Source organism: Streptomyces sp. NPDC058291, from assembly GCF_042880855.1.
Lineage (GTDB): Bacteria > Actinomycetota > Actinomycetes > Streptomycetales > Streptomycetaceae > Streptomyces.
In genome coordinates this window covers 26,078-38,830 of sequence record NZ_JBHVYK010000028.1, presented here as the reverse complement: position 1 = coordinate 38,830, position 12,753 = coordinate 26,078, and the positions used below count along the sequence as shown (strand labels likewise).

The 12,753-nt window shown below is 71.4% G+C and carries 12 protein-coding genes and 2 tRNA genes; 8 read left to right on the top strand and 6 right to left on the bottom strand.

Going from position 1 to position 12,753, the window contains the following annotated elements:
- Positions 1 to 143 precede the first annotated feature (143 nt).
- From ACFVYK_RS16820 to ACFVYK_RS16810, 3 genes are all read left to right on the top strand, one after another.
- On the top strand, positions 144 to 605 hold the full coding sequence (locus tag ACFVYK_RS16820) for a molybdenum cofactor biosynthesis protein MoaE (protein WP_389774133.1): 462 nt from the start codon (positions 144 to 146) through the stop codon (positions 603 to 605).
- A gap of 147 nt (positions 606 to 752) precedes the next feature.
- Entirely contained in the window at positions 753 to 917 is a 165-nt protein-coding gene (locus ACFVYK_RS16815; protein ID WP_167467584.1) for a hypothetical protein, read from the top strand.
- A gap of 54 nt (positions 918 to 971) precedes the next feature.
- Positions 972 to 2,063 (top strand): PDZ domain-containing protein, encoded by a 1,092-nt coding sequence (locus ACFVYK_RS16810; protein ID WP_389774130.1) that lies wholly within the window; start codon positions 972 to 974, stop codon positions 2,061 to 2,063.
- A gap of 48 nt (positions 2,064 to 2,111) precedes the next feature.
- Here ACFVYK_RS16810 and ACFVYK_RS16805 read toward each other — a convergent pair whose 3' ends face one another.
- A complete protein-coding gene (locus ACFVYK_RS16805; protein ID WP_389774128.1) occupies positions 2,112 to 2,654 on the bottom strand; it encodes a PPA1309 family protein in 543 nt (180 codons plus the stop codon).
- 164 nt (positions 2,655 to 2,818) lie between these two features.
- On the opposite strand from ACFVYK_RS16805, the gene ACFVYK_RS16800 reads away from it, so the two are divergent.
- The 4 genes from ACFVYK_RS16800 (at position 2,819) to ACFVYK_RS16785 (ending at position 8,515) form a co-directional block, all read left to right on the top strand.
- A complete protein-coding gene (locus tag ACFVYK_RS16800; RefSeq protein WP_389774225.1) occupies positions 2,819 to 5,809 on the top strand; it encodes a UPF0182 family protein in 2,991 nt (996 codons plus the stop codon).
- 40 nt (positions 5,810 to 5,849) lie between these two features.
- Positions 5,850 to 5,923, top strand: a tRNA-Met gene (locus ACFVYK_RS16795).
- A gap of 205 nt (positions 5,924 to 6,128) precedes the next feature.
- A complete protein-coding gene (locus ACFVYK_RS16790; RefSeq protein WP_389774126.1) occupies positions 6,129 to 8,030 on the top strand; it encodes a tetratricopeptide repeat protein in 1,902 nt (633 codons plus the stop codon).
- Between the two features lie 411 nt (positions 8,031 to 8,441).
- Positions 8,442 to 8,515: transfer RNA gene (locus ACFVYK_RS16785), tRNA-Met, on the top strand.
- A gap of 104 nt (positions 8,516 to 8,619) precedes the next feature.
- Here the strand turns inward: ACFVYK_RS16785 and ACFVYK_RS16780 are convergent.
- The 3 genes from ACFVYK_RS16780 to hisN all read right to left on the bottom strand — a co-directional run bounded on the left by ACFVYK_RS16780 (position 8,620) and on the right by hisN (position 10,483).
- Complete coding sequence (locus tag ACFVYK_RS16780; protein ID WP_389774123.1) at positions 8,620 to 9,036, bottom strand: Fur family transcriptional regulator; 417 nt, start codon at positions 9,034 to 9,036, stop codon at positions 8,620 to 8,622.
- A gap of 48 nt (positions 9,037 to 9,084) precedes the next feature.
- A complete protein-coding gene (locus ACFVYK_RS16775; protein ID WP_389774120.1) occupies positions 9,085 to 9,522 on the bottom strand; it encodes a cyclic nucleotide-binding/CBS domain-containing protein in 438 nt (145 codons plus the stop codon).
- A gap of 160 nt (positions 9,523 to 9,682) precedes the next feature.
- Positions 9,683 to 10,483, bottom strand: coding sequence for a histidinol-phosphatase (gene hisN, locus ACFVYK_RS16770; RefSeq protein ID WP_389774118.1), 801 nt, complete (start codon positions 10,481 to 10,483; stop codon positions 9,683 to 9,685).
- Positions 10,484 to 10,666: 183 nt separating this feature from the next.
- On the opposite strand from hisN, the gene ACFVYK_RS16765 reads away from it, so the two are divergent.
- Complete coding sequence (locus ACFVYK_RS16765; protein ID WP_389774116.1) at positions 10,667 to 11,308, top strand: TetR/AcrR family transcriptional regulator; 642 nt, start codon at positions 10,667 to 10,669, stop codon at positions 11,306 to 11,308.
- Here the strand turns inward: ACFVYK_RS16765 and ACFVYK_RS16760 are convergent.
- Positions 11,305 to 11,628: a DMT family transporter gene (locus ACFVYK_RS16760; RefSeq protein WP_389774114.1), complete on the bottom strand. Its 324-nt coding sequence runs from the start codon at positions 11,626 to 11,628 to the stop codon at positions 11,305 to 11,307. The genes ACFVYK_RS16765 and ACFVYK_RS16760 overlap by 4 nt on opposite strands.
- 108 nt (positions 11,629 to 11,736) lie before the next feature.
- Positions 11,737 to 12,747: a ribosome small subunit-dependent GTPase A gene (rsgA, locus tag ACFVYK_RS16755; protein ID WP_389774111.1), complete on the bottom strand. Its 1,011-nt coding sequence runs from the start codon at positions 12,745 to 12,747 to the stop codon at positions 11,737 to 11,739.
- Between the last annotated feature and the right edge of the window lie 6 nt (positions 12,748 to 12,753).

Genomic DNA, 12,753 nt, shown 5'->3' with positions numbered 1-12,753 from the left:
CCCGGCGCGCCTTGCCGCCCGTCGCCGCCCTGTTCGCGCCGTGCGGACATGAGGCGTTTTGTAGGTCGCTCCGAAGCGGCACGCGCGTGTGCCGGGCGATCACGCTGTTCCGGCTCGTCCGCGGAGTGCGGCACGATGGGGGCATGGCAGCCATCGACGACCATCCGGGCGAGCACGCAGCGCAGGACCCCATCAAGCTGATCGCCGTCCGCGACACCGCTCTCTCCCTGGACGAGGTCTTCCGGGCCGTCGGGGACGACGCGGCCGGCGGGACCGCGCTCTTCGTGGGCACCGTGCGCAACCACGACGGGGGCGCCGACGTCGACGCCCTCGGGTACTCCTGCCATCCCAGCGCCGAGGCCGAGATGCGGCGGATCGCCGAGAAGGTCGTCGCCGAGTTCCCGGTGCGGGCGCTCGCGGCCGTCCACCGGGTGGGGGACCTCGCGGTGGGAGATCTCGCGGTCGTCGTCGCCGTGTCCTGCCCGCACCGCGGGGAGGCCTTCGAGGCCTGCCGGAAGCTGATCGACGACCTCAAGCACGAAGTGCCCATCTGGAAGCACCAGAGGTTCTCGGACGGGACGCAGGAGTGGGTCGGCGCCTGCTGACCCGTGGCCTCCGCCGACGCGGCCCGGGCCGCCGCCGGCTCACCCGTCCGGTTGCGTAACCGCACCCCTGCCGTGAGCGTTGTCAGTGCGGACGGTTAATCTGCTGATCAGTCAGTTGCGGTGGTTCGTCGGGGTTGGGAGGTCGGTATGGCGGCGCTCGTCTGGTTGCTGATTCCACTGGTCGCCGCGATCGGCGCCGGCCTGTGGGGCAGTTGGGCCAACCGGACCCGCAAGGCGCGCAGCGACGGCCCCGAGCTGGACGGATACGCCCGCTTCCGCGAGGCCATGGAGAAGCCCCACTCGCGCACGTGACCCGGGTGGCAGCCCTGACGGTGCGCTGACAGACCCGTCCCGTAATGTCGAGGCATGCCACGCCGCACCGCGACGATGCTCGCCTCCACCCTGATGCTGATCGCGCTCCTGTGCGCGGGAGTGCTCATCCCCGTGCCGTACGCGGAGATGTCCCCGGGGCCGACGGTGAACACGCTCGGCGACCACGACGGCGAGCCGGTGCTGCAGATCGCGGGGCGCAAGACCTACCCGACCGACGGTCACCTGAACATGACCACCGTGCGGGTCACCAGCGCCGACTACCGGATGAACCTCGTCGAGGCGGTCTACGGATGGCTCGCGCACGACACCAAGGTCGTCCCGCACAACACGCTGTACCCGGACGGCAAGACCGAGGAGCAGTCCACCCAGGAGAACGCCGAGGAGTTCAGCCAGTCCCAGGAGAGCGCCAAGGTGGCGGCCCTCAAGGAACTGAAGGTCCCCGTGACGTCCTGGGTGATCGTCTCGACCGTGGTGAAGGGCTCCCCGGCCGAGGGCAGGCTGCACGCCGGTGACGTGATCAAGGCCGTGGACGGGGCGGCGGTGAAGGAGCCGGGCGACGTCGCGAAGACGGTCACGAAGCACAAGCCGGGGGAGAAGGTCGTCTTCACCATCGTGCCGGCCAAGGAGCAGGCGGCCGCCGAGAAGGCGCACAGGACGGCGCGCGGCACCACGGACGTCACCGTCACCACCGCGACCTCCGACGACAGCGGTCACAAGCGGGCCATCGTCGGGATCTCGGCCGGGACCGACCACACCTTCCCGTTCACCGTCGACATCAAGCTCGCCGACGTCGGCGGCCCCAGCGCCGGCCTGATGTTCGCCCTCGGCATCTACGACAAGCTCACCCCGGGCAGCCTCACCGGCGGGAAGTTCGTCGCCGGCACCGGGACCATCGACGACGCCGGCAAGGTGGGGCCGATCGGCGGCATCGAGCTGAAGACGGTCGGCGCGCGCAGCCAGGGCGCCCAGTACTTCCTGACGCCCGCCGACAACTGCGCGGCCGCCGCCAAGGACACCCCCTCGGGGCTCAGGCTCGTCAAGGTGAACACCATCGACGACGCCCTGGGCGCCCTCAAGGACATCCGCAGCGGCGACACCGCCGGCCTGCCCACGTGCAGGAAGTAGCCGCAGGGCCACTCCGCCGCGGTCCGGGAGGCCGCGGTCCGGGAGGCGCTACTCGGCGAACGTCGCCGACAGCGCCTCCGCCAGGCCCGGCACCAGCCCCGCGCCCGTGAGGACCTCCGTCGGGGCATCCTTGTCGCGCAGGCGCAGGGCGGAGTCGCGGGCGCCGTCGCGCAGGACGCCGACCGTCATCCGGACCTCCTGGCGGTCGGGATGGTCCGCCACCCACCTGGCGAGCTTCGCCTCGCTCAGGCCCTGAGGGACCTGGGCCTCGGCGGACGGCGGCAGCATCAGACGCTCCACGGTGAGGGCGCAGCCGACCACCGCGTCGGGCCAGGCGATCGTGGCGAGGAACTCGTCGAGCGGCTTGTCCGCCGGCACCTCGTCCTGCTCGATCGGGGTGAGACCGGTGATCTCGGGCTCGTCCTGAAGGCCGAGCTGGGCCGCTAGCGACGGTTCCTGGGCACGCAGCCGAGCGGTGTCTACGAGGGCGAAGAGGCGGGCGGGCTGGTCCCAGCCGAGGCCGGAGGCGTACTCGTCGATCTCGAGCACGGCCCGGGTGAGCGGGCTCGCCGCCATGGGTGTGTTGGACATGGTCACAATCCTCTCTCGTTCCTGGCCGGAATCGGGAACCGAGTAAACCGTGAGTAAGTTGCATAGGTGTGGGCCCGCGATCACGGGGGGCCACGAACGGTCCACGAACACGCGGGCCTGACGGATCTACTGCGACTTTCGAGGTGCGCACCTTGGCTTTCCAGATGCCGGACCGCGGCGGAGGCCCCACGGGGCCGCGGATCAGAGTGGGCCGCCCGTCCCGGCGCGTCCGGACCCTGCTCACGACACTGGGCGTCCTGGCCGTCCTGGGCATGGCGTTCACCATGTTCGCCGGGTTCTGGACGGACTGGCTCTGGTACCGCTCGGTGCATTACTCGTCGGTCTTCACCACCACGCTGTGGACCAAGATCGGGCTGTTCTTCGTGTTCGGCCTGCTGATGGCCCTCGCGGTCGGCCTCAACATCTGGCTGGCGCACCGGCTTCGGCCACCGCTCAGCGCGATGTCGGTGGAGCAGCAGAGCCTCGACCGCTACCGCATGGGCATCGCGCCGTACAAGACGTGGCTGCTGCTCGGCATCACCGCCCTGGTCGGCCTCATCGCCGGCGCGTCCGCGGCGGGCCAGTGGCGGACGTGGCTGATGTGGGTCAACGGGGTGTCCTTCGGCCAGAAGGACCCGCAGTTCCACCTCGACGTGTCCTTCTTCGCCTTCGACCTGCCCTGGTACCGGTTCCTGCTCGGATTCGGCTTCGCCGCCACGATCCTGTCCCTGGTCGCCGCCGCGCTCACCCACTACCTGTACGGCGGGCTGCGCGTCACCAGTCCGGGCGCGCGCGCCACCGCCGCGGCCACCGGCCACCTGTCGGTGCTGCTGGGCGTCTTCGTGGCCCTGAAGGCGGTCGCCTACTGGCTCGACCGCTACGGCCTGGCGGTGAAGTCCAGCGACTTCAAGGCCACCGACAACTGGACGGGCCTGCGGTACGTCGACGCCAACGCCTACCTGCCGGCGAAGACGATCCTGTTCTGCATCGCCGTCATCTGCGCCCTGCTCTTCTTCGCCACCCTGTGGCGGCGCACCTGGCAGTTGCCGGTGATCGGCTTCGGCCTGATGGTGCTCTCGGCGATCCTCATCGGCGGGCTGTACCCGGCGATCGTCCAGAAGTTCCAGGTCCAGCCGAACGAGCAGGCCAAGGAAGCCCCGTACGTCGAGAAGAACCTGAAGGCGACGCGCGAGGCGTACGGCATCGACGGCGCGCAGGTCACCGAGTACTCGGGGACCAGCACGACCAAGGACAAGACGACGCTGCGCGACGACGTCGACTCCACGGCGAGCGTCCGCGTCCTGGACCCGAACATCGTCTCCCCGACGTTCCAGCAGCTCCAGCAGATGCGGAAGTACTACGCGTTCCCGACCAACCTGGACGTGGACCGCTACAACGTGAAGGGGACCGACGAGGACACCGTCATCGGTCTGCGCGAGCTGAACCTCGCGGGCGTCGACAAGCAGAACTGGATCAACAACCACTTCCGCTACACCCACGGCTACGGCGTCGTCGCCGCCAAGGGCACCACGTCCGACGCCGAGGGGCGTCCGGTCTTCACCGAGTCGAACCTGCCCTCCGAGGGCGAGCTCGGCACCTACGAGCAGCGGGTCTACTACGGGGAGAAGACGACCACGTACTCGATCGTCGGCGGTCCCCAGAAGGAGATCGACTACTCCGACGACCAGGGTGAGAAGACCACCAGCTACACGGGCAGGAGCGGGGTCAACCTCTCCAACCCGATCAACCGTGCCGCGTACGCGGTGGCGTTCGGCGAACCGCAGATCCTGTACTCCGGCGCCATCGGCGACGGTTCGCGGATCCTGTACAACCGCACCCCCAAGGAGCGCGTCGAGGCGGTCGCCCCGTGGCTGACCATCGACGGCGACGCCTACCCGGCCGTGGTCGACGGCAAGATCCAGTGGATCGTCGACGCCTACACGACGACGAACGGCTATCCGTACGCCTCGCGGACGACCCTCGGGGACACCACGGCCGACTCGCTGACCGCGACCAACGACAACCGCGCGGTGGTGGCCCAGCAGAACCAGGTCAACTACATCCGCAACTCGGTGAAGGCGACCGTCGACGCCTACACCGGCGAGGTCAAGCTGTTCCAGTGGGACACCGAGGACCCGGTCCTGAAGACCTGGATGAAGGCGTTCCCCGGCACGGTGAAGGCCAAGTCCTCCATCTCCCCCTCGCTGATGGCCCATCTCCGCTATCCGCAGGACCTGTTCAAGGTGCAGCGCGAACTGCTCACCCGCTACCACGTGAAGGACGCCACGACGTTCCTCAGCGGCAGCGAGGTGTGGCAGGTGCCGGACGACCCGTCCAACAAGTCGGGCGACGCGGTGCCGCCGTACTACCTGAGCATGGCGATGCCCGACCAGAAGGCGCAGGCGTTCTCGCTGACGACGACGTTCACGCCCAACGGCCGTGACAACCTCAGCGCGTTCATGGCGGTCGACTCCGAGGCGGGCACACCCGACTACGGCAAGATCAGAGTCCTGAAGCTGCCGACGAGCACGACCGTCGACGGACCCAAACAGGTGCAGAGCCAGTTCAACTCCGAACAGGACATCGCCGAGTCCATCAGACTCCTGAAGGGCGGCGACTCCGACATCGAGTACGGCAATCTGCTGACGGTTCCGCTCGACGGCGGCCTGCTCTACGTCGAACCCGTGTATGTGCGTGGCGGCGGGCTCAAGTACCCGCTGTTGAAGAAGGTGTTGGTGACCTACGGAGGCAACACGGCCTTCGAGGACACCCTGGACGAGGCCCTCAACAAGGTCTTCGGCGCGGAGGGCACGACCCCGCCGCCGACGGACGAGGGCGGGGGCAAGACCCCGCCGCCCACGTCGTCCGACCCGACGGTCCGCCAGGCGCTGGCCGACGCCCAGAAGGCCTTCACCGCCGGCCAGGAGGCGCTGAAGAAGCCCGACTGGGACGCGTACGCCAAGGCGCAGAAGGATCTGGAGGCCGCGCTGCAGCGGGCCGAGGACGCGCAGGCCGCGGCGGACAAGGGCGCCAAGGCGAGCAGCAGTCCCAGCCCGGCGGGCACGGCGAGCCCGCCCGCCGGTTCCGGGAGCGGCTCGGGCGCCGGCGGAGGCAAGGCGACGAGCAGTCCCAGCCCCGGTCCCAGCAGCGGCTGATCATGTCCGCCCCGCGTCGTGGTACGGTTGTGGAACACGACGCGGGGTGGAGCAGCTCGGTAGCTCGCTGGGCTCATAACCCAGAGGTCGCAGGTTCAAATCCTGTCCCCGCTACTGAAGACGAAGGCCCGGATCCGGAAACGGATCCGGGCCTTCGTGATGTGCGAACTCATGTGCCGGGCAGACGATCGCCGTGCCGCTGGGGGGAGTTGGGCGATCTGTGTTTGACTTGTCTCTCTGTGGGCATGTCGACAAAACGCTGAAGTGACCTTACGGGCCGCGGTATACCAGGTGTACCCGGGTTGCGGGTGGTGCGACGATGGACGTTATGGGGGACAAGGCAACTCTGTTCGAGACAGGGCGGTTTGTGCAGCCTTCCGGTGAGGAAGCGACCCCGGACGAGAGCCGGGACGAGGCGGCGGACGCCGTCGAGACGGGGGAGGCCGTCGAGGAGATGCGCCTGCGACTCGCGGCGGAGGCCGGCGACGTCGAGGCCGTGAGCGTCCTCGGGGCCATGCTGCTGCGCCGCGGCGACCTCGACGGAGCCGAACCCCATCTTCGCGCCGCCACCGCCGAGGGCGACCGGGCCGCCGCCAACAACCTGGGCGTCCTCCTCCATCAGCGCGGATACCCCGACGAGGCCGCCGGCTGGTGGCGGGTCGCCGCCGTCGCCGGCTCCGCGGCCGCGGCTCACGCGCTCGGCCGCCACTGCCGGGAGTGCGGGGACGAGCCGGCCGCCGAGTACTGGCTGCGCCAGTCCGCGGAGCAGGGGCATGCGCTGGGCGCCTACGCCCTCGCCGACCTGCTGGAGCACCGCGGCGACGCCGCCGCCGAGCGGTGGATGCGGGCCGCCGCCGAGCGCGGGCACCGGGAAGCGGCCTACCGGCTGGCCCGAGCCCTCGACCTGAAGGACCACGAGCACGGCGGCGAGCTCGGCGAGCGCGGGAGCCCCCCTGCGGGCGGCGCGTCGGGCGCCGCGGCGGGCGGACGCGGGCACGACAACGGCGTCCCCGCGCGGTCGGAGGCCGAGCAGTGGTACCGCCAGGCCGCCGCGCGCGGGCACCGCCGGGCCGCGCTCCACCTCGGGACGATCCTGGAGAAGCGGGGCGACCTCAAGGAGGCCGGGCGCTGGTACCTGACGTCCGCCAAGGACGGCGAGGCGCGTGCCGCCTGCGCGCTCGGGTTCCTGCTGCGCGACGCCGGCGACACCGAGAACGCGGCCGTCTGGTGGCTGCGGGCCGCCCAGGACGGCGACGGCAACGCGGCGAACGCGCTGGGCGCGCTGCACGCCGAGCGGGGACAGACCCAGACCGCCGAGCGCTGGTACCGGGCCGCGATGGACGCCGGCGACGACAACGGCGCCTACAACCTCGCCCTGCTCTGCGTCGAGCAGGGCCGCACCGCGCAGGCCGAGCAGTGGTACCGCCGGGCCGCCTACGCCGGGCACCGGGAGGCGGCCAACGCGCTGGCCGTCCTGCTGCTCCAGGGCGGCGACACGGCCGGGGCCGAGCCCTGGTTCTCCAAGGCCGCCGAGGCGGGCAGCGTCGACGCCGCGTTCAACCTCGGCATCCTGTTCGCCGGGCGGGGCGAGGAGGCGGTCGCCCTGCGCTGGTACGAGCGGGCGGCGGCCGCCGGGCACACCGAGGCCGCGCTCCAGGTCGGGATCGCGCGGCTGCGGGACGGCGACGAGCAGGAGGCGGAGCGGCATCTGCGCTGCGCCGCCGGCGGGGGCAGCGCGGAGGCGGCGTACCGGCTGGCGGCCGTGCTCGACGCGCGACGGCCGCCGCAGCCCGCGCACGAACTCGGGGAGATCGTGCACGAGAAGACCGAATGCGAGGAGTGGTACGAGCGCGCGGCGACGCAGGGGCACCGGCGCGCGCAGGTGCGGGTCGGGATGCTGGCCGCCGCCCGGGGCGACGTCGTGGAGGCGGCTCGCTGGTACCGCACGGCCGCGGAGGCCGGGTCCCGCAACGGCGCCTTCAACCTGGGGCTGCTGCTCGCTCGGGAGGGCAGCGAGCCCGAGGCCGCGGTCTGGTGGACGCGGGCGGCCGACGCGGGGCACGGGCGGGCGGCGTTGCGGCTGGCCCTGGTCTACGCGCGTCGCGGCGAGCTGGCGGAGGGGCAGCGGTGGGCGGACCGGGCGGTGTCGCTCGGGCCGGCGGAGGTGGCCGAGCGGGCGGCTCGACTGCGGGACGCTCTGCGGGAGGAGCTGTCCGCGTGACGGTGCCCTGTGCGTGACGGTGCCCTGCGCTCGGGCTGTGCTGCGGTGGCTGTGACTTGAGTGCACCGGGGTGCGGGGCGGGGGTGCTGGAGTCCAGTGACGGCCGGTTCTCGCCCCCGCCGCCCCTTCCGTCCCGTCCTCGGGGGCTGCCGCCCCCGGACCCCCGCTGTCGGCCCTTCCCGTCCCGTCCTCGGGTGCTGCCGCCCCCGGACCCCCCGCTGTCGGCCCTGAAGGGGCCTCGTCCTCAAACGCCGGACGGGCTGGACGAAGGGTGCAGTGCTTGCCCGGGCTCTCCTTGCACGGGTGCCTTCCCGTCCGGACGGGAAGGATGGGTGGGACCGTGCTGGTCAGAGGGGTGGGAGGGGGGATTTGCCTTCAGGGTCTTCCTTCACGTAACGTTGCATTCATCGACGCGGGGTGGAGCAGCTCGGTAGCTCGCTGGGCTCATAACCCAGAGGTCGCAGGTTCAAATCCTGTCCCCGCTACTGAAGGCCGAGGGCCGGAATCCGAAAGGGTTCCGGCCCTCGGTCGTTTCGTTCGGGTCGTGGGCGGTCCGGTCCCGCCCGGATCCGTGAGGCCGGGCGGGAACTTACGCCGTCGCGCAGGTGGGGCAGAGGCCGCGGTAGGTCACCTCGACGTCCGAGACCGTGAAGCCGAAGCGCTCCGAGTCCGGGAGGTCGGCCAGCGGGTTGCCGATCGGGTGGACGTCCTTGATGGCGCCGCACCGGGCGCACACCAGGTGGTGGTGCGGGCGATGGGCGTTGGGGTCGTACCGCTTGGCGCGCCGGTCGGTGGCGACTTCGAGCACCTCGCCGAGAGAGACCAGTTCGCCGAGCGTGTTGTACACGGTCGCCCGGGAGATCTCCGGCAGCCGGACGACGGCCCTGGCGTGCACCTCGTCGGCCGTCAGATGGACGTGTTCGCCGTCGAGCACCTCGGCCACGACGCGCCGCTGCGCGGTCATCCGCCATCCGCGGCCGCGCAGTCGGTCCAGAAGGTCACTCATGAATCCAGCCTAACAGTCGGAGCGACCAGGTCCCGAACGGGTGTGATTTTAGATCGTGGCTTGGCTTGGACCGAGTCCACTGTAGGACGGGGTACGACCTCGGCCGAGCGGGCCGGTCGGCGCCCAGCAGCGGATGATGTCGCGCACCGAGACGATCCCGGCCGGCGCGTGGTGGTCGAGGACGATCAGATGGCGGAAGCCGCCGTGGGTCATCGCCCGGGCCGCTTCCTCCAGCGTCCAGGTCGGGGCGGCGAAGACGACGTCGTCCGTGGTGTGGGCGTGGGTGCGTTCGGTGTCCGGGTCCTGGCCGAGCGCCACGGAGTTGAGGATGTCGCGCTCGGTGAGGATGCCGATGCCGCCGGCGTCCGGGTCCAGGACGACGGCGGCGCCGACGCGGCGGGCGGACATCAGGGCGGCGGCCTGACGGAGGGTGTGTGCGGGGCCGATGGTGAGGATCACCGTGCTCATGGCGTCACGGACGAGCATGGCTGGAGCCACCTCCTACGAATCCACGGCGCAGAGACCTGGATTCACAAGTTCACAAGTGGGGGTGCTGTCAGCGTGACAGGTAAAGCACGGGTCAACAAGAGGGCGCGCGCGTCCAATTGAGGGCGCGCGCGCTCATCTGTGGCGCGGGGAAGCGTTCTCAGTAGCGCTGGTTGAGGTGGTCCAGCAGGTCGTCGTGGAGAAGGCCGTTGGACGCGGCCGCGTTGCCGCTGTGCGGGCCCGGACGCCCGTCGAGCCCGGTGAACGTGCCGCCGGCCTCCGTCACCACGATCGCCGTGGCCGCCATGTCCCACAGGGACAGCTCGGGCTCGGCGCACATGTCGATCGAGCCCTCGGCGACCATCATGTACGGCCAGAAGTCGCCGTACGCGCGCGTGCGCCATACCGCGCGGGTGAGGTCCAGGAAGCCGTTCAGCCGTCCCCGCTCCTCCCAGCCGCCGAGCGACGAGTAGGCGAAGGAGGCGTCCGAGAGCTCCGAGACGCGGGACACGTGCAGCCGGGTCGCGGCGGACAGGCTGCGGCCGCTGTACGCGCCGTGGCCCTTCGCGGCCCACCAGCGGCGGCCCAGCGCGGGCGCGGAGACGACGCCCACCACCGGCTGGAAGCCGCCCTCGCCCGCCTCCATCAGCGAGATGAGGGTGGCCCACACGGGGACGCCCCGCACGTAGTTCTTGGTGCCGTCGATCGGGTCGATCACCCAGCGGCGGGGGCCGGTGCCCTCGACGCCGTACTCCTCGCCCAGGATCGCGTCCCGGGGCCGGGCCCGCTGCAGCTGGCCGCGGATGAGTTCCTCGGCGGCCTTGTCGGCCTCGGTCACCGGCGTCATGTCCGGTTTCGTCTCCACCTTGAGGTCGAGGGCCTTGAAACGGTCCATGGTCCCGGCGTCGGCGGCGTCCGCGAGGACGTGCGCGAGTCGGAGGTCGTCGAGGTAGTCCGGCATGGGACGAACCGTATCCGGCGGAGGCGAGCGGGGGCCACAGAGGACCGAGAGGCGGACGGACCCCGGCGGTGCGCCTGGTCCGGCGGCCGCCCCGGTCCGCCGCCCCCGGTCCGGCCGCGAACCCTTGACAGTGCCCCCTCGCGCGTCAAACCTGGGCGCAGAGCCGCTCGCTCCAGGGAGGCGATGATGCCTGCAGCGCGGGAATCCCTACTGGACGCCGCCTTCGAGGCGCTTGCGCTACGGCCGTGGGCCGCGGTGCGGATGGTGGACGTCGCCGCGGCGGCCGGGGTGTCCCGGCAGACGTTGTACAACGAGTTCGGCAGCAAGGAGGGCCTGGCCAGAGCGCTGGTCCGCCGAGAGGCCGACGGGTATCTCGCCGGGATCGACCGGGCGCTGGCCGTGCACGGCGACGCCCGCGACCGACTCACCGCCGCCGCCGAGTGGACCGTCTCGGCCGCCCGGGAGAACGTGCTCGTGCGGGCCGTCCTCACCGGCTTCTGGAGCGAGCGTCTGCCCACGCCGACGCTCTCGGCGGTCCCGTCCTCCTCCGCCGTGCCGGCGCAGCGGCGGGCCGACGGGCCGCTGCCCTCGCCCGGCGATCTGGTGGCCGCCGTCCGCGACCGGGCGGTGGCCGCGTTCTGCGGCCCCGGCGCGATCCGGGCCGACTCCGCCGAGCAGGCCCGCTGCTGCGAACTCGCCGTCCGCCTCGCCCTGTCCTGCGTGGCCGCGCCGCCGCCGGGCGAGGACGGGGTCGCGGAGCTGGTGCGCGGAGCCCTGCACCGGCACCTCAGGAGTCAGGCGCCCCCGGCCGGAACAGGGGCCTAGTGAGCCGAGCCCGACAGCTGCAGCCCGATCACTCCTATGATCACCAGGCTGATCGAGACGATCTTCAGGGCGGACACCAGGTCGCCGAGGAAGACCATGCCGTAGATCGCGGTGCCGGCCGCGCCGATGCCCGTCCACACGGCGTAGGCGGGACCGACGTCCAGCTTCTTCAGGGACAGGGTCAGCAGACCGAAGCTGCCGAGGGCGAAGGAGCAGAAGGCCACGGTCGGCCAGAGCCGGGTGAAACCGTGCGACAGCTTGAGGCATACGGCGAAACCGGTTTCGAGCAGTCCGGCCACGACGACCAGCAGCCACGCCATGTGCTGTCCCTCCGTTTGACCGGCCCGGTCCGGCTCGGTGCGATTATGCACTTGCCGGACTCGGGGCGACGCAAACAACGCGATGGTCAGTAGGCCGTTCGACGGGGGTCAGTCGCCGTCCGTGCGCTCCCGCGTGGACAGCAGCCGGCGCAGCGAGTACAGCCGTTGCGGGTCGGCGTGGCCCTCGGCCACCCACGCGTCCAGCGCACAGTCCGGCTCGTCGTGGCTGCACGCGCGCGGGCAGCCCTCGGTGCCCGGCACCAGGTCCGGGAAGGCGAGGATCACCCGGGACGGATCGACGTGGTGCAGACCGAAGGAGCGGATGCCCGGGGTGTCGATCACCCAGTCGTCCGTGCCGGCCAGCGGCAGGGCCAGCGCCGAGGTCGTGGTGTGCCGGCCGCGGCCGGTCACCGCGTTGACATGTCCGGTCACCCGCCGCCGTTCCCGCGGGACCAGCGCGTTGACCAGCGTCGTCTTGCCGACGCCCGAGTGGCCGACGAACGCCGTGGTCCGCCCGGCGAGCAGCTCGCGCACCCGCTCCGCCGCGTCACCGTTCTCCAGCTCCTCACGGCTGGTGACGACGTAGGGGATGTCGAGGTGGCCGTACAGCTCCAGCAGCTTGTCGGGGGACGCCAGGTCCGACTTCGTCATGACCAGGAGCGGGGTAAGGCCGCCGTCGAACGCCGCGACCAGACAGCGGTCGATCAGCCGGGGGCGCGGCTCCGGGTCGGCCAGCGCGGTGACGACGGCGAGCTGATCGGCGTTGGCCACGACGACGCGCTCGTAGGGGTCGTCGTCGTCCGCGGTGCGGCGCAGCACCGAGGTGCGCTCGGCGATGCGGACGATGCGGGCGAGGGTGTCCTTCTTGCCCGACAGATCGCCGACGATGTCGACCCGGTCGCCGACGACCGCGGCCTTGCGGCCCAGTTCACGGGCCTTCATCGCGAGGACGATCCGGTCGTCGACCAGGCAGGTCAGCCGGCCCCGGTCGACGGTGAGGACCATGCCCTCGACGGAGTCCTCGTGCTTGGGACGGATGTGCGTACGAGGCCGGTTGCCCTTGCGGTTCGGGCGGCTGCGGATGTCGTCCTCGTCGGTGTGCTTGCCGTAGCGGCGCATGGCGAA